Annotated in this window: 23 protein-coding genes; 3 read left to right on the forward strand and 20 right to left on the reverse strand. The window is 49.7% G+C overall.

The window, feature by feature from the left end; genetic code table 11:
* Positions 1–12: 12 nt before the first annotated feature.
* The 5 genes from ACCI49_RS04040 to ACCI49_RS04060 are packed head-to-tail and all read right to left on the reverse strand — an operon-like array spanning position 13 to position 3,257.
* Positions 13–429 (reverse strand): DUF350 domain-containing protein, encoded by a 417-nt coding sequence (locus tag ACCI49_RS04040; protein WP_371837696.1) that lies wholly within the window; start codon positions 427–429, stop codon positions 13–15.
* A 15-nt stretch (positions 430–444) separates the two neighbouring features.
* Entirely contained in the window at positions 445–1,098 is a 654-nt protein-coding gene (locus tag ACCI49_RS04045) for a YjfK family protein (protein ID WP_371837697.1), read from the reverse strand.
* Positions 1,083–2,156 (reverse strand): potassium channel family protein, encoded by a 1,074-nt coding sequence (locus ACCI49_RS04050; RefSeq protein WP_371837698.1) that lies wholly within the window; start codon positions 2,154–2,156, stop codon positions 1,083–1,085. The genes ACCI49_RS04045 and ACCI49_RS04050 overlap by 16 nt, the downstream gene beginning before the upstream one ends.
* Positions 2,157–2,160: 4 nt before the next feature.
* The gene (locus ACCI49_RS04055) at positions 2,161–2,856 is read right to left on the reverse strand and encodes a PspA/IM30 family protein (RefSeq protein WP_371837699.1); all 696 of its coding nucleotides are present in this window, start codon (positions 2,854–2,856) and stop codon (positions 2,161–2,163) included.
* A complete protein-coding gene (locus tag ACCI49_RS04060; RefSeq protein WP_371837700.1) occupies positions 2,853–3,257 on the reverse strand; it encodes a DUF2170 family protein in 405 nt (134 codons plus the stop codon). The genes ACCI49_RS04055 and ACCI49_RS04060 overlap by 4 nt, the downstream gene beginning before the upstream one ends.
* Positions 3,258–3,405: 148 nt before the next feature.
* Here ACCI49_RS04060 and ACCI49_RS04065 point away from each other — a divergent pair, with 148 nt between their 5' ends.
* Positions 3,406–3,720, forward strand: coding sequence for a DUF6471 domain-containing protein (locus ACCI49_RS04065; RefSeq protein ID WP_371837701.1), 315 nt, complete (start codon positions 3,406–3,408; stop codon positions 3,718–3,720).
* A gap of 203 nt (positions 3,721–3,923) precedes the next feature.
* Here the strand turns inward: ACCI49_RS04065 and ACCI49_RS04070 are convergent, their stop codons facing one another.
* The 7 genes from ACCI49_RS04070 to ACCI49_RS04100 form a co-directional block, all read right to left on the reverse strand.
* Positions 3,924–4,226, reverse strand: coding sequence for a hypothetical protein (locus ACCI49_RS04070; RefSeq protein WP_157533678.1), 303 nt, complete (start codon positions 4,224–4,226; stop codon positions 3,924–3,926).
* Between the two features lie 86 nt (positions 4,227–4,312).
* The gene (locus tag ACCI49_RS04075) at positions 4,313–6,379 is read right to left on the reverse strand and encodes a DEAD/DEAH box helicase (protein ID WP_371837702.1); all 2,067 of its coding nucleotides are present in this window, start codon (positions 6,377–6,379) and stop codon (positions 4,313–4,315) included.
* Positions 6,342–7,049: a hypothetical protein gene (locus ACCI49_RS04080; RefSeq protein WP_371837703.1), complete on the reverse strand. Its 708-nt coding sequence runs from the start codon at positions 7,047–7,049 to the stop codon at positions 6,342–6,344. The genes ACCI49_RS04075 and ACCI49_RS04080 overlap by 38 nt, the downstream gene beginning before the upstream one ends.
* A gap of 58 nt (positions 7,050–7,107) precedes the next feature.
* On the reverse strand, positions 7,108–7,659 hold the full coding sequence (locus ACCI49_RS04085; protein ID WP_371837704.1) for an HNH endonuclease family protein: 552 nt from the start codon (positions 7,657–7,659) through the stop codon (positions 7,108–7,110).
* 243 nt (positions 7,660–7,902) lie between these two features.
* Positions 7,903–11,010 (reverse strand): efflux RND transporter permease subunit, encoded by a 3,108-nt coding sequence (locus tag ACCI49_RS04090; protein WP_371837705.1) that lies wholly within the window; start codon positions 11,008–11,010, stop codon positions 7,903–7,905.
* 42 nt (positions 11,011–11,052) lie between these two features.
* A complete protein-coding gene (locus tag ACCI49_RS04095) occupies positions 11,053–12,117 on the reverse strand; it encodes an efflux RND transporter periplasmic adaptor subunit (protein WP_371837706.1) in 1,065 nt (354 codons plus the stop codon).
* A gap of 40 nt (positions 12,118–12,157) precedes the next feature.
* Positions 12,158–12,685, reverse strand: coding sequence for a TetR/AcrR family transcriptional regulator (locus tag ACCI49_RS04100; RefSeq protein WP_371837707.1), 528 nt, complete (start codon positions 12,683–12,685; stop codon positions 12,158–12,160).
* 173 nt (positions 12,686–12,858) lie between these two features.
* Here ACCI49_RS04100 and ACCI49_RS04105 point away from each other — a divergent pair, with 173 nt between their 5' ends.
* Complete coding sequence (locus ACCI49_RS04105) at positions 12,859–13,239, forward strand: YchJ family protein (RefSeq protein WP_371837708.1); 381 nt, start codon at positions 12,859–12,861, stop codon at positions 13,237–13,239.
* A gap of 19 nt (positions 13,240–13,258) precedes the next feature.
* Here ACCI49_RS04105 and ACCI49_RS04110 read toward each other — a convergent pair whose 3' ends face one another.
* The 3 genes from ACCI49_RS04110 to ACCI49_RS04120 form a co-directional block, all read right to left on the reverse strand.
* Positions 13,259–13,483, reverse strand: coding sequence for a hypothetical protein (locus ACCI49_RS04110; RefSeq protein WP_371837709.1), 225 nt, complete (start codon positions 13,481–13,483; stop codon positions 13,259–13,261).
* 81 nt (positions 13,484–13,564) lie between these two features.
* The gene (locus tag ACCI49_RS04115; protein WP_371837772.1) at positions 13,565–14,269 is read right to left on the reverse strand and encodes an RtcB family protein; all 705 of its coding nucleotides are present in this window, start codon (positions 14,267–14,269) and stop codon (positions 13,565–13,567) included.
* Positions 14,250–14,774, reverse strand: coding sequence for an RtcB family protein (locus tag ACCI49_RS04120; protein ID WP_371837710.1), 525 nt, complete (start codon positions 14,772–14,774; stop codon positions 14,250–14,252). Before ACCI49_RS04120 ends, ACCI49_RS04115 begins: the two co-directional genes overlap by 20 nt.
* A 450-nt stretch (positions 14,775–15,224) precedes the next feature.
* Between ACCI49_RS04120 and ACCI49_RS04125 the strand changes: the two genes are divergently transcribed.
* Positions 15,225–15,962: a pseudouridine synthase gene (locus tag ACCI49_RS04125; protein WP_371837711.1), complete on the forward strand. Its 738-nt coding sequence runs from the start codon at positions 15,225–15,227 to the stop codon at positions 15,960–15,962.
* A 123-nt stretch (positions 15,963–16,085) separates the two neighbouring features.
* On the opposite strand, the gene ACCI49_RS04130 is transcribed toward ACCI49_RS04125, so the two are convergent.
* From ACCI49_RS04130 to nudC, 5 genes are all read right to left on the reverse strand, one after another.
* The gene (locus ACCI49_RS04130; RefSeq protein WP_371837712.1) at positions 16,086–17,348 is read right to left on the reverse strand and encodes a patatin-like phospholipase family protein; all 1,263 of its coding nucleotides are present in this window, start codon (positions 17,346–17,348) and stop codon (positions 16,086–16,088) included.
* A gap of 159 nt (positions 17,349–17,507) precedes the next feature.
* Positions 17,508–18,521, reverse strand: a complete 1,014-nt coding sequence (locus tag ACCI49_RS04135) for a YhdH/YhfP family quinone oxidoreductase (protein WP_371837713.1) — start codon at positions 18,519–18,521, stop codon at positions 17,508–17,510.
* A gap of 30 nt (positions 18,522–18,551) precedes the next feature.
* Positions 18,552–19,703 carry a protease SohB gene (gene sohB, locus ACCI49_RS04140; RefSeq protein ID WP_371837714.1) on the reverse strand — a complete coding sequence of 384 codons (1,152 nt, stop codon included), beginning with the start codon at positions 19,701–19,703 and terminating at the stop codon, positions 18,552–18,554.
* A gap of 49 nt (positions 19,704–19,752) precedes the next feature.
* A complete protein-coding gene (locus ACCI49_RS04145; RefSeq protein WP_371837715.1) occupies positions 19,753–20,403 on the reverse strand; it encodes a cation/multidrug efflux pump in 651 nt (216 codons plus the stop codon).
* A 45-nt stretch (positions 20,404–20,448) separates the two neighbouring features.
* On the reverse strand, positions 20,449–21,264 hold the full coding sequence (nudC, locus tag ACCI49_RS04150; RefSeq protein ID WP_371837716.1) for an NAD(+) diphosphatase: 816 nt from the start codon (positions 21,262–21,264) through the stop codon (positions 20,449–20,451).
* Positions 21,265–21,271: the final 7 nt, after the last annotated feature.

Raw genomic sequence — 21,271 nt, forward strand, 5'->3', positions numbered from 1 at the left:
CCTCACTCCCGCTTAGTAGCTCATACAGGCGGCATTGAGGACACCGACAGAAATCGTTGTGGCAGCCAGCATAATTCCAGCGGACACTTCCCCGTCTTCAATACGCTCAACGATACGAGGCATAAACCCGAAACGGATAATGGCGAAAGCAACCAACTGTGCGATCAATGCAACTAGCGCCCAAGTAGCAAAGTCGATAATGGAAACAGAGTTGCTGGCAGCACCACCAACAGCAATAGCGAAGCCGAGCACCGCACCACCAAAACCAATCGCCGCGGCCGTATTCTTTTCCTCTCGAATTAATTTCCACTCATCATGGGGAGTAACCAGCGCATAGAGAAATTTGAAGGCAATCAAAAATACCAGTGACAGGCCAAAGTAGGCCGCAAAATGAACAATACCAGTCAGTAAATCATAAGGCTGGTCCATTGATACTTCTCCTTATTATCCGTGAATAGTCAGCTGTGAAGGTGTCAGTGTAATACCGGTACTAATGACTAGACTACGACTCAGGTAGCCCGCCTCCTCTTCTTTCTCTTCGGCGGAAAGAAACAGAGATTCAGTGCGCTGATCAGAAAGCTCGCGTTCGAACAACATGGTGAACTGATCTGTTACCGAATAGTCCCCCCCATCATCATAGGTCTTTTCCGCCATATGCACTGGGTTGTGATAATCGCCCGCGGAAGTCCAGACCCTGCTATAAGAGCGATCCCGCAACTGGTAATTTTCAGCTCCAATCTCACGCTTCAGGAGGTTATCCCACGCCTGTTGATTGGAGACATCCAGAGTATCGTAAAAGTGGAATAGCTTAACGTCCACCACGTGCTCATCACCCTGACCACCTTCAGCAACAACCTGAAGCCAGGCATCATCGTCGGTATAAAAGCGGTAAACCCAGGTACCGTCGAGCTCTACAACGCCCGCCGCTTTAATGATCTGTGTAGGAGAACAGGACTCAATGGTGAGTTCATCCAAAATCAGGCGAATCGTCAACGGGTCCAATTCAAAGCTGGCCCCAAGTCGTAATCCCATAATTTCCGGCGTTCTTGCCACCGGCGTATCTTTTCCTTTGAATCTATTGATCAGTTTGGTAAACATGTACCAACACCTTCCCCTTCATTCATTTTTATATCGAAGCAGCGCTTTTCATCCAGTCGCTTGGCCGAAATGTAGTACAGCATATCCCCATGACCAACCTGGTCTGCCAGCGCAGGATTTACATCTATTTTTACTACATCCTTGCGGCGCACAGCGATTAGTGTTGCGGACAAATCCTGTTTGAAATGATCAAACAGGGCACCAAACAGCAGTGGCTGCTCCCCTCGATACTCTACACTGTACTGTGTCATTCCATAAGTGCTATCCAGCAGCTGACGGTGTAAACGGGCTGAACCTGGGTCCAGCGAGGACTTAGCTAACAGCTCCACCGCTACCGAGGGAATACATTCGATATTCGGGCAGTGCGCACGCAATAGCTCACCCACATTTTCATCCTGGAAATAGGCAGTTTTATGGCTATTAGGACTGTGCTTATCACAAAACAGGGCCGTAGTGAGTGTGACATCATCTAGGGGATTATCGATAATAATTCTCGCAGCTTCTGCAAGTCCGGCGCGCCGCATACTCTCGATATGGGCAAAAGATTCAACCCGCACAAAGTCAATTTTGCCGGGCATGGGATTTTCAATATCAGCCTCTACACAGAGCACTATTTCTGACGTCGTGCCATTGGTTTTGGAAAGCAGAAGTTCAATCAGACGCAGAGTTCGTGTTCCATTCCAGCCGATAATGACCGTGTGATTGACATTACTTGTCATGCGCAAGCCTCTCTTTCCTCTATGCACAAACTCAGAAACTGCAAATCCCACCCGGGTAACCACCATCGCAAACAGGCTCAACCCAAGGGGAATCACCCAGCCCGCCACCACGATTTTTCCTGCTAGTGTAACCGGCGAGAAATCGCCGTAACCCACCGTCGATGCGGTAACCACCAGCCAATAGATAAAGTTTTGGGGAGCAATAATCTCACTTTCCCCCGCGGCACTCAGCAGCAGATAGCTGCCAGCCACATAGCCCAGAACGGCAATGAGAATAGTTGTTTTATTTGCCTTAACAAAAAGCGACGCCAGAAGGCGTCGCACTTTAAATAGCAGCACTGGATCAGGCCTTTTCGCGGCTCGCCAGCAGTTGTGCCAATTTGTCACTGCCACTGACCTGGCCTCCGGGTTTGATACCCGCTGCTTTCAATTTGGCATCGAGGCTCGAACCACTCTCTTCTGTGGCCAGTTCTTCTGCTGCTTCCAGCTCCGCCGCGCGCTCTTGCTGCTTGCTTTTAATACGGTCAAGGCTATCTAAGGCAGTCTTTACCCTGCTATTAGCGCCCATGTGGCGGGAGGAAACCGCAACCTGTGCTTTCTGTACAGACTCAGTAGCCTTGATCTGATCAATCTGCTGCTCCATACGTCGCACATTGGTCTTGGCCTTGGAAATATTGCCTTTCAGAGAACGTTCGGAGTTGAGGAATCCCTCCAGCAGGCTTTGCTCAGTTTCTAGCTGAGCCTCAAGCTCGGTAACACGCTCAGCGCACTCCAGAGCCAAGCTATCATCACCTTTCTCACTAGCGCTGATCGCGTGATTGCTATAGGTCTCAATATCCGCCCGCAGAGACTCTACTTTATTTTCTGCCAGCTTACGTTTGGCCATGATTTTAGTCAGGTTCTCGTCACAGGCTTTTAATTCATCTTTTGCCTCACGCAGCTCTTGATCGAGAATGCGTATGGACTGGCTGTCTGCAACCGCTTCAGTTCCCTCATTTACCGCACCCTTTAAGGCAGTCCAGATTTTTCTCAAGCTCATGCTACACCCTCCATTTCAAAATGATCCGCATATAAATCCAGGAAGTCCCCAACATTGGAAAACAGGGTTTCAACTTCCTCTATAACGACTTCGTCTTTACTGGACACAGACAGTGCGCCAAAGGCCACATAGTAACTATGGCTACCGATATTCTTTACGGCTATCGCAGTCAGCGGAACCAACTGGTGCGTCTGAAGAACCATTTCGTTTAACGCAGCCACATCATCAACCTGACTTACCGGAAACAGAATACTCTCTACAACGATCTGCTTCTCACCCACGTAGACAAATGCATCGACGCCCTCGTCATTGGAAATGCTGAGGCAGTCACCCTCAGATTCCACCACCCATCCGGTGTGGTTTTCCGCCAACTGGCGCAGGTTCTCATGATTCCAGGTCATCTGAACTCCCTCACTGTGGAATATTGGTCACAAATATAGCATCAAAAAAAAGACGGTCAATAACTTATTTCAAACTTATGTTGCAAATAATACACATAAGGATAGTATTTACCACATTGGTGATATCAACTGTAACGGAGTAGAGCCCATGGACCACAAGCAAAGCCTCGGCAATCAGCAAGCATTGGCTCCTTACAAGCAGGCCATTGCCCGTTATGTGCGCGCCTCTATGGCTTTGAAGGGTATGCGTTACGGAGATCTGGCCCAGGCCCTGGCCGATAGAGGGATTTCAATGACCACTGAGAATTTGCGTAGCAAAGTGAGCAAATGCATGTTTTCAGCTGATCTGCTGGCGGCCATCATTGATGCTTTATCTGTTGAAGACAGCGCCATGCCTGAAATCCTCAAACAAGCGCGGGAAATGCAAGATCGAGGGCTCTATACCGAGCAGGACAAAAGCTAACACTTCCCTCATTCCGGTGCCAGCACACTGGGTCACACTTGCCTCAGCCTGAGTGGCAGACAGGTTAAGAAGGGAAACGAGGGGACAGATCACCGAGTGAAAACTCAAGAGATTCTTGGGTAAAACTGGTTGATTTCAATAGACTTGCTCGGGTGCAGCATCGCCCTTTTAGAGCCCGTTACCACTCTGTTAATAATACTCTGCTAGTAGTGGTGAAGCTTGTATACCGGCTCACCATTACCGCATTTGCCAACAACCACTGGCTCAGCCAGCTTCGCTCCAGCCGGAATTATCTTATTGGTAGGCCACCAGACAAAGCAGGCATAGCGAAAGTTGACTGCCCAGTTACAGTAAAGCCTACCCTTGTCCTCTTCATAGAATCGCGCTTGGCAAAAACTTAGGGTTGGGCTTCGCACACCCTGCTGCTGTTGCGCATCCACAACAATAATATCGACGGCCGCCACACTAGAAACCCAGAGGCAGGGAATCAACAACCACAATTTCATAAGCGCACTCATTGAGGCTTTAAACTGGACTTTCTTAAAGCCTAGCAGCCCCGGCGCAACTTTCATTTCATAATCAGGTTAATTGCCTAAGTCAGCTGCTGACTTCTCTCCACCAACGCTCCGCGAAGCTCTACAATTAGACGCTCGATACAAGCCCGCTTGTTCTCAACCCAATTAAAGTAAGGCAGTGGCAAAACCCGAATTCCCGCCCGGTGCAGTATCTTGTAAACCTGGGTGGTGAAATGCTGCTGGTGTTCTCCCGGATAGCCAATAAGATCCACCCCCAGGATCACTCCCTGGTACTCACACACCACATCGACTCGCTGACCCGCAATAGGAAAGTTAATCCAGTGAGCGATACCCTCCGCATCAAGCTCCGCGCTTACCTCCCTGGCAAAATCGCAGGAAAACTCCCCACTTGGCAACACCGTAAGATTAGCTGGTACAAAGGATAAATAGCGACGCAGTAGATGCCCGGGAGGCAACAGCTCAGGGTTAATGGAGTATGCTACCCGCTGTTCCTCCTTGGCCCTTGTAACGGCCACATTAAACATATCGGCACGATTGAGATAAGCAGCAGCCCGCAGGGATTGGTCATCAAGGCTAAGGGAAAGAAGCATTACATCGCGCTCCTCCCCCTGAAAACCATAGGGCGTAGCAACCCGCACCGAAAAACTTCGCAGTTTTGCCGCGGAAAAAGCCTTGGAAATTTCCTTGTCCAAGTAATCGACCTGCTCCCTGTAAGGGGACAACACACCAATAGAAGGCTTCAAAGAATTGTCATCATAGCGATCAAAATAATTACGTAATTGAGCAATAACCCAGTCTTTTTCCACCCTATTTCTGCCAGCCTTGGCTCGCCGTCCCTCTAATTGGTGGAAGGAGAGGGCCAGCTCCTGGGTACTCCCAGGGCGGGCCTGCATTATTTTGAGTCGATCATCGTAAAAAGCGTGATTACTGAAAGCTATCAGCTCTGGCTGGCTACGATAATGCTCATTAAGCAGTGTTGCCGCATCCTGGCTAGCCAGATTGTCCGATACCAGATCAAGTAGAGATTGATCCCGATAACTGTAAGATGCAGGTAGTTCTCCACACTGAACGACTTCCTCCCATAGACGCTGCTGTTGCTTTACCGGGAGGAAGCAAATATGTCGCAGCTGCTTGCCATCACCAACCACGACCGCACGTTTGGCTCGGTACAGTGCAGGTAACGCACTTGAAATATCACACTGGGTGGACTCATCGAAAATTACCAGATCAAACATGCCGCGCATTAATGGCAAAATCTCGTTGAGTTCATCCAGGCTTGCCAGCCAAATAGGATAGGCTTGCAAGACCAAATTCATGTTAGTCTTGGCAAATCGTTCCGCCTGGGTTTTAGAAGTCCTTGCCCTCAGAGCCTGATGGAATTTAACCAGGCTACTTCTCTCTTTGTTTAACAGCCGGACAAGTTTCTCCCTGCGACAGGCATTAATATAGCTAGCAGCCTGCTGCTCAAAATGCTGGCGCAGTTGACCGATAGCTTCTTGTAATCCCCCCAGTCCATCCATATTGAGCCGCCGCCGGAATAGCGACCCACCCAGGCGAGCCAGCCATGCACCCATACCTGCAGGCCCCAAAAATCTTGCCATCCGTAGCGATCGCGAAAAACGGCGCTCAGCTTTGCAAAGTGACCTTCGAATCTCCTTCAAACTGCGCCTCAACTTGGCCGCACTCTCTTCTGGTGGCTCAACACCCTCCTTGAGCAGAGTATCCAGGTGGGTTTTCAAACTGCGGGTAAATCCCTGCTCCCCCGCATGTACATAGCCTTCAGTAAGCCCATAGGTTTCACGCAATTTATTTCTTACCACATCAATGGCTTCAGGAGTTTTGGACACAACCAAAACAGAGTCGCCATGCAACATCTGGTCTATAGCCATAGCTGCAATGGTATAGCTCTTTCCCGTACCCGGTGGGCCAGAGACAAGACTAAGAGGGAAATGAGCCGCATTGCGTAATGCTCGCTCCTGAGCCTGGCTCAATAGCCCAGGTAACATCTCGGGTTCGCTGCGGCTTGCAATAAAGCTGTCAGATTCCCCACCCAAAACTAAATGCAGCGGCACCTGGAGATTTTGCTCACAAGCCAGCTGCCCTAACATCGTGCAAAACGCCACGTGAGCCTCTGGATCGATCAGCCAGGATTATTGCAGCGGCACTGATTAGCTCTGGCTGTGAGGAATTAGTCTTGTCCCTAATCAGGGTTCCTGACTGAAGACTCGGCCAGCGACCCAATTCCTCCAACCCACAGAGCAAGCTGTGTTCATGCAACCAGCGCCCTACATCAGCCAATTGAGAGGAATCCAAAGGAAACTGAAGCTGTGGAAAAGAATCCATCACCTCAGAGTCAATATCAGGCTTAAGAACTAGCCGAAGCACAGAAAAATTAATTCGCAGATCGGTAGTATTGATCTCAACGAAACTATTATCTTCACGATAAATCCGGGCGGGAAAATATAAAAGAGGTGCAAAAAGCTTACGTTGGTTTATTACGCCGTTTTGACTGGAAAGCTGGCCACAAATAAAAAAACTAGTGTAGATTAGCTGGCGCTCTTTTCTGTAAGCATCTGCCAGCTCTATCAGCTTTTTGGCAGAGGCATCCAGTAATGGAATCCTGTATAACTCACCGCTACTCAGGTAATCCTGTTCAGCAATGAACGAACAGCGATTTTCGGCCAGTCGAGCAATATTTGAAAGCGACAGATCGTGGCTATCGGCCTGATAACAGCGGCGGAAATACTCAATTAGTAATCGTTGTCTTCCCTGCATATTCGCCGTTTTACCCATAAAGCGAAAATGCTATACGAAATCCCGCCGCTATGACAGGCAAAATATCTCTTTTGCCCTAGCCATCACCTGCCAGTGCGCGGAGCTGTTTGGATTCAGCAATACTCAAGCGCAATCCATACTTTTCTACAATGGAAATAAAGCGCTGAACATAAATTTTGCCAACAGGCTCGTAAGGGGGCATCCACTCATCGGGCCCTTTGTGCCCCTTACTCTGGTTGCGCCCATCATCCACTAACCACAGATTCTCAATATCTTCGGCAAATCTTCTTTTCTTCTCACGGGTCCAAGCTGCCCCGCCGTGATCATGTGCCCACTTCAACGGTACTATATGCTCCACATCCAGGTCTGACGCCTTGCTGTAAAAATTGCCGGTATAGGGATCCAACCATAAACCGGTATCTACCTTACAACCGTTACTGCGAGTATAGGTAACCGGGGATAGGGAAAAGCGGATTAACAGCTCATGGCGGGTATCCTGGCAGTCACTATCGAAGTCTGACCAACGTGGCAGCCATTCGGCCCGCTCGTAGGGTGCAGCAATTGCGGTAACACTGAAAAACAAGAAACAGATCACTGTGAACTGTTTTGAAATTGATCGAACACTCATACAACTACTACCAATCAAATCCGGCTACTAGCCTACTTGAAAACCCTGCTTTTGAATATTACCTCTGTCAAATTTTGATTCGCGAGCTCCCAATAAAACTAGACTTCCTGACTGAAGACGCAAGAGGGTTGCCAGTAAAATAGGGAGGGCGTTTCCCGAAAAAAAAGGGCGCAAAAAAGTTATCCTTTCTGCGCCCCCAATTTTTCTATCCAATAAAACCAGCTTTACCCGGCTTTTTCCTCATTAGGCTGATACTGGCTCCGAACTGGATTGCGGCTCCAGTTTCTTTTTCGAGCATTCTTCTGAGCCCACCACCTCAGTGGACTTCACCTTATGAAAGATCGCATAAAACACCGGCACAGCAATTAGAGTAAGTACCGTTGCAAAGCCCAGTCCACCCATAATGGTCACTGCCATATCGGCGAAGAAGGCATCAAATAGTAGTGGGGACATACCCAGAATGGTTGTCACCGCAGCCAGGAACACCGGACGCAAACGACTAACACTGGCTCGCTGAATAGCCGTTAACCGTGGCAGGCCGGCTTCAGTCTGCACCTCAATTTCATCCACCAGTACCACAGCATTTTTGATCAACATACCTGATAGGCTCAATACGCCAAGCAATGACATAAAGCCGAATGGCAAGCCTGTCAGCAGCAAGCCTACCACCACACCCACCAGAGACATGGGCACCACCAGCCAGATAATCAGCGGCTCTCGTACAGTGCCGAATAGAAGAATCGACACCAGGATCATAATCAGGAAGCCGAGCGGCAAGCCCTTACCCAATGACTTCTGCGCATCCGTAGAACTCTCATATTCACCGCCGAATTCAGTGTGGTAACCCGGCGGCAAAGGCATCCCCTCCACCCCAGCACGAATACGATTAAACGCAGCCATAGCGGTGACACCCTCTGGGGCCTCGGCACTAATCGTTATTGTCGGGACCCGATTGCGACGCTGAATCAAGCCTTCTTCAGCGGTAGTCGCAAAGTCTTTGACCAACTGCCCTGCTGGAATGTATCCCTGCTCATTCGGACTCCACACCAAGCGGTCATGCAGGGAGCCAACCTGGTTGCGATCACCTTCTGGCATACGCGCTACAATCGGGATAATACGGTCGCCACTTTCAAAATCCCCCACACGATAACCGGCAGTTGCAAACTGGATAGTGCGGCTGATATCGGTATTCGTAACGCCAGCTACACGGGCCCGCTCATTATCGAGGTGGGCACGAATTGTGGGCTCTCGGCCACGCCAGTTATGGCGTATATCCTCCAGACCATTTTCCCGGAAAAGCTGCTCTGTATTTTCGGCGAGCGCACGCAGGGTGTTGAAGTCGTGGCCGGATATACGCACTTCCACATCGGCGCCACCACCTGGCCCAAATACCAGGCGCTTAAAGGTGATAAGCGCTTCCGGCTGGGAATCCCGCAGCTCTGTTTTAGCCCGCTCGATCAGGCCCGCAATTTGCTCGCGATTTTCTGTGCGCACAATCAGCTGGCCATAGGCAGAATTGGGTGGCTCAGGGGCATAGGTCAGCATAAAGCGGTCTGCACCACTACCGGCAACCGCAGTCACCGAAACCACTTCTTCCTGCTCCAACAGATAGCCTGTAGCTTTTTGCAGCGCACTTTCGGTGCGATTTATATCACTGCCCTGGGGCAGGAGATAATTCACGTAGAAAAGCGGAGCATTGGAGTTAGGGAAGAAACCCTGCTTAACAAAGCCAAAGCCAAAATAACTGACCATGGTCACGACAACCAGCAAGGCGATAGTGCCTCCACGGCGATTCAGGGCACCGGATAGGACTCCCGCGTACATGCGGTAAAAACGGCCACTGTAAGGGTCATCACTATCAGCATTCTTACCCGGCTTGAACAAATGGTAGCCCAGGTAAGGAGTAATAGTGATTGCCAAAATCCAGCTCAACAATAGTGAGATACCAATCACAGCGAACAGGGAGAAGAGGAATTCACCGGTGGCATCATCGGAAAGGCCAATACCGGAGAAAGCCATAATCCCAATAATGGTCGCGCCCAGAAGCGGCCAGAAGGTTTGGCGAACCACCCGACGAGCAGCATTTTGTGGTGCCTCTTTTTTCTGAACTCCCATCAGCATGCCTTCGGCTACCACAATAGCGTTGTCTACCAGCATACCCATGGCGATAATCAGGGCACCCAGGGAGATACGCTGAAGATTCAGACCGAACAGGTTCATAATCAATACAGTACCGAGCACAGTCAGTCCAAGTACTACACCAACCACTACGCCAGAGCGCCACCCCATAAACAAGCATAGGACCAGGGTAACGATCACTATCGAAGAGATCAGGTTAAAGAGGAAACCGTCAACACTCTCTTCAACCACTTTATGCTGCTCGTAAACCGGCTGGATTTCTACCCCGAGAGGCAAGCCCAGCTTGAGCTCATTGAGCTTGGCCTCCACCGCTGCTCCCACGTTAACGATGTTGGTATTCTCAGCTCCGGCCACACCAATCAAAATAGTCGGCTTGCCGTTGAATCGCGCAATAAAGTTTGGGTTCTCGTCATAACCGAGGGATACATCAGCAATATCGCGCACTGCCAACATCGCAGTCGAACCTGGCACACCCACGAGAATATTCTGAACGGATTCAAGATCACTGGCAGGGTTGTCGACCACAATACGCGTTCGCAGATCCTGGCCTTCTATTTCACCTACACGCTGGGTAGAACTTTCCACCTGCAGTACCTGAGCCAGATCATCAAGGGAGAAACCGAACTGGGCAAGGCGCGATTCGTCGATATCCAAATAAGCCACTTCGTCGATAATGCCGGAGCGGGAAACTTTCGCTACCCCCTCAACACTCAGCAGTTCACGACGAATTGCTTTGGTAATTTCACGCATTTCTGTCAGCGAGAAACCATCACCGGTCACCGCATAGTAAATGCCATAAACTTCACCGAAGCCATCATTGACCACAGACTGCATGGCGCCACTCGGCAACTCACGCTGCGCATCGTTGACCTTGCGACGCAGCTCATCCCAGACTTGCGCCAATTCTTCTGACGCATACTGGTCCTTGATCTGGACACGAATTTCCGACATACCCGGACTGGAAGTTGAGGTCACCTTGTCCAGCTGTCCCATCTGCTGGATCGCAACCTCTAGCTTTTCCGTTACCTCCTCTTCTACCCGCTGCGCGCTTGCGCCGGGATAGAGAGTAAACACTCGAGCTTCTTTAATGGTAAAAGCCGGATCTTCAAGTCGGCCAATATCCGACAGTGCCCAGATCCCACCTACCAGGCAAATCAGCATCAATAACCAGCTATACACTGGGCGCTGAATAAATACATCAGAAATCTTCACGATACTTCCCCACTCTTGCCAGGGCCTGAGGTCAATTGGAAATTAACGTTGCGCATAGTTGCGTACTTTTGCACCGTCATACAGGTGTTGACCTCCAGCGGCCACCAGCTTCATCGCCGGTGACAAGCCATCGGTAATTTGCACCGCTTCTCCATTGGTTCGGCCAAGGGCAACCTGGACTCTGGACACCGTCTGGTCTTCATTAATCTGCCATACATAGGATTGGCCTTCGGCATCAGTCTGCACAGCTGCCAACGGGATCAAGAAATCCCCACTGGCCTCCTTTAGCTTAACGTTGACGCGCGCAGTCATACCGGGAAGGATCTGCACATTTTCCGGGCGCGGCATACCCAACTCGACCACGTAAGTCTGGGTAACACTGTCCGCCTCAGCCTGATGTTCGCGATACTTAAGCGCGAATTCCTTGCCGGGAAGGAATTCAAATTCTGCGGTGATTGCGCTGATCTGGTCTTCATGAACCGTTGCCAGCAGTTTTTCAGGCACTGAAATCTGGATACGCACTTCAGAAATGTTCTGCAGGCGCACGATAGCCTGGCCCGGCTGTACGTTGGTATAATTTTCTACTAACTGGCGCGTAGCCAGAGCATCAAAAGGTACGCGCAATTGGGTATAAGCCAAATCCTGCTCAACCTTTTCCAGTGTCACCTTGGCTAAGTCAAAATTGCTTTCCGTTTCATCCAGCTGCTGTTGAGAAATAACTTTTGATCCGGCAAGGGAGCGCTGGCGCTTCAAGGTTTTTTCCAGCAACTCTACGTTTACTTTGGCTTCCTTCACTCGACGGCGATAGTCTCGATCATCCAGCTCGGCAATCAGGGTACCCTTAGGAATAATTTCCCCTTCCCGGATATTCAGCTTGTCCAACTTGCCCCCGACCTGAAAGGACAGGTCCACACTTTGGACCGCCTTTACACGACCAGCAAACTGGCGATCCGTCACTTCAGCTGCGTTGGTGACAGTAGCTACCTTTACCGGCCATAAGCGCTCAATCTGCTGCTCATCCGCTTCGGTACCAGAGCACCCCGCAAGAATCGCCGCTGCCGCCACCACCAAGGCAAAGGAAATACGAGAATTTACCGACAATTTCATATTCACTATCCAATAAATTGTTTATCTGGAGATCAGGTATTCAGGTGAGTTCTGCCGACAGCATCAGCAGTCGTTCACGCAAGCGGGAAAACATTGGGTCCTCGGACTCCATAACACCCAGCACACGCCCCAGGAACATGCCTTGGGCGGCAAGGATCAATAGCTGGGCCAGCTCAGGATCACTGTAGGAGCCGTCAATCTCACCGCGCATTTCGATGACGTTGCACTTGACCGGCTCAAGCAGGGCGGGGTCTTCAGCGACTGCCGCAATCAATGCGCGCGGCAGCCCCTCATCATCTTCCATCAGCTCGAAAATCGCTTTAAGGCGTGAAGCCAACACATCATCACCAGCGGCGGCGAAGGTCTCTGCACTGGCGTCCTCCCTGGCAATCGCAGCCTCCAGCATCGCCTTCAGCAGTGACTGTTTGGTACGAAAGTGATGGATAAGTCCACCCTTACTCAAACCACACTGGGCAGCAACTGCGTCCAGGGTGAGCTTTCGCGCCCCTTTTTCCCGAACTACCTCTTCCGCCGCACGGACTATGGCAGCTTTGTCGACTCTCGACACATGACCTCCCAGGCAACATTAACCAAACCAACCGGCTGGTCGGTATCTTAGCGCCAACCTGGAAAACGTCAAGCTATGCTACCCTCTGCCAACGTCAAGCAAGGTTAAAAAGTGTTTACAAGGCCCATGATGACCACCTGGACATCTCCTGCGGCTCAAAACTGGAGTAATTTATGACGGATCAGCCCTGCCCTTGCGGCTCAGGTAAAAAGTTCAAAGCCTGCTGTGAACTCTACCTGTCAGACCAGGCCTACCCGAACGCGGCAGAACCACTGATGCGCAGCCGTTACTGCGCCTATTCAATGGGTAACCTGGCTTACCTGCGTAAGACTTGGCATCCAGATACCTGCCCAAATCTCAATGAGGAGGATTTGGAGACCCAATGGACACGCCTGGAAGTCATCAAAAGCAAACCCGGACTGAAGCAGTCAGTGGTAGAGTTTAAGGCGTGGTATACAGAGAATGATCAGGAACATGTTATTCATGAGATATCCCTATTCAAACTCTACAAAAAGCGCTGGGTATACATCAGACCACTGACAAAATGGCCCTAACTCAATTTATCGCGGCGAATCAGACAAGGAAAAGGGGAAGCGGTAGGAAGATGCGGAGAAAATCTGCAGCTAGGAAGTTATCACGGGAGCTACCCTGCCCCCGCGCCTCCTTCAGCATCTTTTGCTTACTTTTAAATCGAACGCCTGACTTGGCCGCCACATGAGCGCCCCCCTTTCTTAACAAAGGATTGCGAGCAACATAATTACGCGGTTTACTGCTTCCCTTGGGAGTTTCTTTCTTCATAAAAAGTCACCTTGTTTAAAATCATCAATAACCACGAATTTCCGGTCAATATCAGTTGGATACCACTCATCTTTTTTATAACTACCCTTTAATACAAATCACTTGGCGGAGGGTATGCACGATATCTACAAGATCCGATTGGTTCTGCATCACCTGATCAATATCTTTATAAGCCGCCGGTATCTCATCGATCCCCCCCCTGTCTTTCCTACACTGCACTCCACGAGTTTGAGCTTCAAGATCTTTGCGGGTAAACCGCTGGCGTGCAGCAGCGCGACTCATTTTTCGGCCTGCACCATGAGCGCAGGAGTAAAAGGATTCAGGATTCCCTCGTCCACGCACTATAAATGACTTTGCCCCCATAGAACCTGGGATAATCCCTAGCTGGTCTTTTTTCGCACTTATCGCCCCCTTTCGCGTTACATATACATCCCGTTCAAAATGATGTTCCCGCACCACATAATTGTGGTGGCAGTTAATCGCTTCGGACGTTAATGAAAATTTCGGTAAGTGCACTTTCAGGCAATTCAGTACAAGCTTCATCATTTCTTGCCGATTTACCCGTGCATACTCCTGGGCCCAGTTTACCGCCTCAATGTAATCATCAAAGTGGACACTCCCTTCGGAAAAATATGCCAGATTCTTATCTGGCATATTATGCATATGACCCGCCATATCCCGGCGCGCCATCTGGATAAAATGCTGGCCTATCGCATTACCCACACCCCGGCTGCCGGAATGCAACATCACCCAAACCGCATTACTCTCATCCAGGCAAATCTCGATAAAGTGGTTGCCGCCCCCCCAGGGTCCCCATCTGGCTAACCCAGGTTTTCTGTGGCTGACGCAACTTTTTCAAAAGCGCAGGATGCTTTCCAAACAACCTGTCCACACCGGGAGCTAAAAGTTTGCAGGCAGATTCCCTGGCAGAAATCATCTTGTGACGACCCTGTCCAATGGGTACTTTCACCTCAATGGCCTCCCGCAATGCTTTCAGGTTGTCAGGCAACTCATGGGCATGCAACGAAGTTCTCACTGCATTCATTCCACAACCAATGTCCACTCCCACAGCGGATGGGATAATGGCACTTACTGTTGGTATCACTGAACCGACAGTCGCCCCCTTACCCAAATGCACATCCGGCATTGCCGCCACATGGGAATGAATAATTGGCAACTGGGCAATATTCTTTAATTGTTGCAAGGCAGCCGGTTCAACTTTATCGGTATATATCTTTACCGGCACACTTCCTTGCGGTGCACTTTTGTAAAGCGCCATTTTTACAGGCATAAAGAGTCCTTGGGTTAGTCCAATACTTATTAACAGCTTCCCAAAGCCTCAAACGAAAAAGCCCCGGCAATTGCCAGGGCTCTAGAGAATTCTGGCTTGAAAAGCTCAATCACTTTTCAAGCAAACGCGCATGAAAAGCGATCAGATAAATAGGTTGTCTATATCTACATTTCGCATTTCATGGCTCCTTCGTGGCTGCGATCCACGTTTCTCTAAATGTACATTTGTTAAGCTGGCAATCAGAAGTTAAATGCTAAATCACCAATCGAATTTCTTGTGCAGTTTATGCTTCAAAAATAGTATGTCAACCCCAAAATAAAAAAATACTTGGAACTTGTTACTCAGAGCATAGATACCAAAGTGTAATTTCCAGCAGAGCATTATATTCTCGAATGCAATAATTCCCGTCCCGCCATACAATGCACATTTTTAAATATTCGAATAGAACCGATGAACAACGAGCCGGAAATTATTTTTGAGGATGAACACCTGCTGGCCGCATACAAACCGGAGGGTTGGCTGGTGCACCGCTCAGAAATAGACCGCCATGAGCGTCGCATTCTATTACAGCACCTGAGAGACCTGAGTGGTCACCTTCTATTTCCGGTACACCGGCTGGACAAGCCAACTTCCGGGGTCATTATCTTTGGAAAAACCGGAGAGGCCGCCGCTCAGCTGCAACAACAGCTGGAGAGCAATGAATCTGTTAAAAAGTATATTGCTGTGTGCCGAGGCTACTGCCCGGAACTGGGAACCATTGATTATCCATTACCTCCGGTCGCCGATTTTAAACACCAGCGAAAACGTCCAAAAGCCGAACTGCCCCGCCAGTCGGCAATCACCCTTTTTCGCAGAATTGACACCATAGAGCTGCCCTATGAGGTCGACCGATACCCCTCCAGCCGCTACTCTCTGGTTGAAATCCAACTAAAAACCGGTCGACGTCACCAAATTCGCAGACACTTCAAACATATTCACCACCCCTTAATAGGCTGCCCAAAATATGGGAAATCCAGCCATAATCGTTTTTTTGCCGATCACTTTGGGAGTGCGCGCCTGTTATTGCATGCAGTCAAATTGGAGCTGGACCACCCTGTCAGTAAAAGAAGATTAGAACTTGGCACGACACCGAGGGGAGGATTCAGAGAATTATTGTGTCAACTAAATTGGCCACACCATTACAGCTGAGCAGCGGACAAATTTATACATCTCCAAGTTGAAAAGAAAAAGTACAAAAACCCGGTTAAAGACAGCCCCCAATTAAACTCTATATTTATCCATAAACTCTTGCCGAGCCTAGATTTAGCCAGGTCAGCCCTGATCATCCTGCCCAGCTTGCTCCTCTGTACCCTTGGTCCGCTTGCTAAAAAAGCTTTTCTTCTCCTCCTGAATCTCCGGTAAAGGTCTTAGGAAATACCTCAACTTATCCTTCTCCCACATGGCATCCTGGTATCCAAGCTCAATCAACTCCTCAATATAGGGTCTCTCAAAAAGTAGATAGCTGGCAGCTGAAACACCACCCCCGGCGCTGGTGGCACCAGTGGATCGGAATAGCCAGCGCAACGCCGGGGGAAGAAACTGCAACTTTCTACCACTCAACCGGGCGAGGCTTTGCGAAGGCTCAATCACCACCGACTCAACCGGCCGCAACGGTGCCAAATCTGCATATTTGTCTTTTTCCACGGAGTCCAGCAAGTTATTGACCCGATCCATGTGTTCCAAATCACCCTCCAGGCTGTCAATAAAGGCCGCGTTGAACCACTGGGCAGCAATCTGGGCCATTGAGGGGGAATGTATTTGCCTATCATTTTTTCGGCTGCCCCAATGCACTGGGGAGCGATTATCTGACACCCCAACGACAAATACCCGCTTGGCGCCGAGATGTAGTGCCGGACTGATAGGGGCCATCTGACGTATAGCACCATCACAAAAATAGATATCGTCTATCTTCACTGCGGGAAATATTGCGGGAATAGCCGCCGATGCCAATAAATGCTCTACAGTCAGCTCTGTGGGCACGCCAAAACGTCGGAATCGCTGCCAACTCTGCACACTTTCAGCAGCTTGATAAAAACTAACTGACTCGCCTTCACTGTAAGAAAGTGCATTGACACAGGTCGCATGCAAATGCCCTGCATCAATATTTTTTTGGATATTGCCAAAGTCAATAACTTCCCTCAGCAAATTTCGCAGTGGTGCGTTATCAAGAAGTGCCAGGGGCTTTTCCCGCCCAACCCCCTGGTTGAATAGAGAGAGACTGATCGAAAATAAATTGCTAATTAGGCTGTGCCAACTGGTACGATAAACCCGCTCTACACTGAGGTTCATCCAGACGGAGCACATTGTATCGACAGCTTCTTTAAAAGTTCCAGGATGTGAAGCCAGCATCATTGCATTCATGGCACCTGCGGATGTGCCACAAACTATTTTAAAGGGTCGCGGATTATCATCTGGAACTACCTCTGCAAGGGCTTTTAGCACACCTGCTTGATATGCCGCACGGGCACCGCCACCAGAGAGAACCAGCGCACTATTTTCACCCTGGAGTAAGGTTTCGCTGTTACCTTTCGTCAATGTGTTCTTCCAATAAAAACAGACTGCAAATAGCAGGAGCTGCTATAAGGCTATTGAAAAAAAAGCACACAAACAAATGCCATTGCTTATATGCGGCCAATTATTCAGTTCAACCCACAACCGGAACACAGTTTTTATTATTCCAAATTAGGTAGTTGTCTACAGGGACATATCAACTACATAGCGGCCAATTCCATGCCCACGGTGAAGACGGGCAAGAAACTCCGACGACTGCTCCAAAGAAATATCCTCTGCAATCCGGTGTAGTTGATCACCGATATGCCACTCACTGGACAGCCGGTGCCAAGCTGCCGCCTTTTTCTCAATTGGCAACTCAACGCTATCAACGCCTAGCAAACTGATGCCACGTAAGATGAAAGGAAATACATTGGCATGGAACTGTGCTCCAGAGGCCATACCACAAGCTGCTACGCCACCTCCATAGTCCAGTGACTTGATAACATTAAAGAGCGTATCACCACCTACCGTATCAATCGCCCACGCCCATAGGGGCTTTGCCATAGCCTTACTGGCAAACGGGGCTAGGGTGTCCCGATCCAGGACTTTCCAAGCCCCCAATCCGGTCAGGAAATCTGCAGCTTCAAGCTTGCCTGTTACCGCTGCTACACGGAACCCTAGCTTGGACAAAAGTGCTACTGCAATAGAACCAACTCCACCTGTGGCCCCAGTCACTAGCACCTCACCATCCTCCGGCACCGCACCAGACTCGAGAAGCTTCTCTACACATAAAGCTGCCGTGAGGCCTGCCGTTCCCAGCGCCATTGACTCCCAGGCATTCAGTCCCTGGGGAAGGCTTAACGCCCATCCGGGGGGAATGGCGATCATTTCCGCCAACCCGCCCGAAGTATTCATGCCCAAATCATAGCCCGTGACCAACAATTCCGCGCCAACACTAAAAGTACCGCTACGGTCATCAACCACCCTGCCCACCGCATCAATCCCCGGTGTATGGGGGTACTCTTTGGTAATGCTGCGATTACCAAAAGCAGACATGGCATCTTTATAATTCAGGGAGGAGTGGGAAACCGCAAGCAACAGTGGGTTATCTGGTAAATCTCGAACCTGCCTTCGCACTAATAGCTGGTCGAACTTTCCCTTGGCAACTTCCTTCACCTGGATAGCCCGAAACTCCTCATCCCTGAAATTTTTCATCTACCAACGGCTCCGGTTCAACCCCACCATTTATTGGGCGTGATGGCGCCAGGCGGTCAACTTTGAAAATAGCCGTGTCAGCACAGACTCTACTCCAGCTTCTGCAGCCAGCCCCATTTTCTTAGCGATATTTTTCTTTTCCTTGTACTCCACTTGATAGAGGTCTGCGTTCGCTGCACAGTGGGTCAGGTATTCATCAGAGGTTTTCAGTTCATCGACAAGCCCAAGAGACAGGGCCTTCTGACCAAACCAGACTTCGCCGGTGGCAACTTTGGCTACATCCAGACTCGGGCGGTATTCGCTGACAAAGTGCTGGAACAACACGTGAATCTCTTCCAGATCACTCTGGAATTTCTCACGACCCTCTTCCGTATTCTCTCCGAACATGGTTACTGTGCGCTTGTATTCACCAGCGGTAAACAGCTCATAATCCACATCGTGGCGCTTCAGTAATCGATTGAAATTAGGTAGTTGCGCAAGAACACCAATGGAACCCAGCATTGCAAACGGCGCCGCGAGAATACGATCAGCAACACAGGCCATCATATATCCACCACTGGCTGCAACCTTGTCTACTGCAATGGTAAGCTGGATACCGGCGTTGCGTACACGCGCCAGTTGGCTGGCCGCTAGGCCATAGTTGGCTACCATGCCACCCGGGCTCTCCAGGCAAAGCAGCACCTCGTCACCAGCTACCGCGACCTGTAAAATTGCGGTAATTTCTTCCCGCAAATGGGCGAGCGCACTGGCTTTAATATCTCCATTAAAGTGCATTACAAAAATACGCTTTCGATCCTCAGACGACTCTATTAACTGCTTCGCCGTATGTTCTGTTCGCGCAACTGAACTATCAGCGTCAGCTTTTTCACTATCGCCAATTTTTGCCGCTTTCTTTTTTGCCTCAGCTTTATGCCTTTTCACCAAGGCCTTTTCCTCAGCCTTTTTTTCTTTTGCAATTTTCTTTTTACGGTGTGCAAATTCATGCTTCTCCATCACCGCTTCGAGCAGAGCCTCTTTAAACTGCTCATAACGGTTGTTCAAGTGCGTAACACTAATATGTCCCTGCACACGCTCTTTCAATTGTTCACGATTGGCAAAGATAAAACCGATTAACACCATCAAGGCCACAATCACAGTGACGATTTTTGCCAGGAAAAGGCCGTACTCAATTAGAAATTCCACTTACACTCCAGATTGCTACACTGAAAATTCAAAAATTTATTTATCCGTTTTACTTCCAACCATCCAGTGCGGAGCTTGCTTGCTGGTTTAGTGGTCGCGCAAGCAATCCACTATGGCTTATACGGACATCATAAACCGCTCCATCTTCCATCGGCAAAAAAGTTGCGCTGCCATATACTGCATCGACAAAGGAAAGAGTTTTATCTACCCCTCGAACAAACTGCCAAACATCCACTCCGTAATTAGTGCCGTCAATCTGATGGACCGAACGCTCCCTGGCTCGCTCATCCTGCAAGGTCAGGTATCTGCCACTCAAGCGGTCCAGTCGATATGCCGGCTGTACCCCCCAACGCGCAAGAGGACCCTGCCATTTCAACATCCGGGCATCCAATTGCCACTGGTCTCCATGTAATTCAAATTTTTGCGAAATACCATCGGCATCAGAAAATTTGACCTCATATTGCTGTTCAGTAATCTTCCTGAACGATACGATACCTACGCTATGCTCCAGCGCCAGGTTGCGATAGCTAAATACATCAGCCGCCACCAAAACTATCCATAAGGCCAAACCGAAAAAGATCAAGCCCACAGAACCACGCAGAAAACCCATCACCCAACTTCCGCTAAGAAGTACCCGGACTCCCCAAAAAACCAGTAGTAACGCCAATATGGCTATTAGGAAAGTAATTGCGATATACATTTTTGATTCATCTCCATATCTCTCTTTGGACGCAGCCAGTGCAAATTATGGTCGCACTCTAGCAACCACCTGCTCAGAAAATGTGTGAATCAGCTGACCCGACAGGGTTTGTACAGGTGGGATTGCCGGCAAGGACTGGTAGTGAAACCATTGCGCTTCCTCAATTTCATTCGGGTCCGGGCAAAGCTCTCCACCCTGCCATTCAGCCAGATACCCCAACATCAGCTGACCAGGAAACGGCCAGGGCTGGCTGTCGACATATTGTAATTTACCCACCTCAAGCCCCACTTCTTCACGGACTTCACGCCTGAGCGCCTGTTCGGCACTCTCTCCCGGCTCGATAAACCCTGCCAGCGCGGTGTAGGTAATATTTCTGCGGTTAGCATGGCGAGCAAGCAGGCATTGCTCGCCATGGGTAACCAACATAATTACGCAGGGGGAAATTCTCGGGTAAACTGTCAGCTGGCAATTTGGACAAGTCCTGGCCCGATCAATGGAGTGGTACTGAGTAGCAGAGCCACAACGACCACAAAAGCGATGATCACGGTCCCAGTAAGCCACTTGTAGCGCACGCCCAGCCAGGGCAAATAAATGCTCTTCTGTGGAAGTCAGCAAACTGCGCAGATTGCGCCATTCATGCCCACGAATATCCTGCTGACCGGACAAGACATGAACACCGCAGCTGCGCCCACTTAACTTCCCTAGGTAATGACTGGAAACTACAGCTTCGGCCTGGAGCAGATCGACCTCATGAATAAACTGGTCTCCACGGCAAAGTACCAGCCCCTGAGCCACAATAATTTGCTGAGAAAATTCGGGAACCGCCCACACATTTACGGCGGGCTCAAAGCGATCAACCAAGAGAACC

Source organism: Microbulbifer epialgicus (genome assembly GCF_041447265.1).
GTDB classification, from domain to species: Bacteria; Pseudomonadota; Gammaproteobacteria; order Pseudomonadales; family Cellvibrionaceae; genus Microbulbifer; species Microbulbifer epialgicus.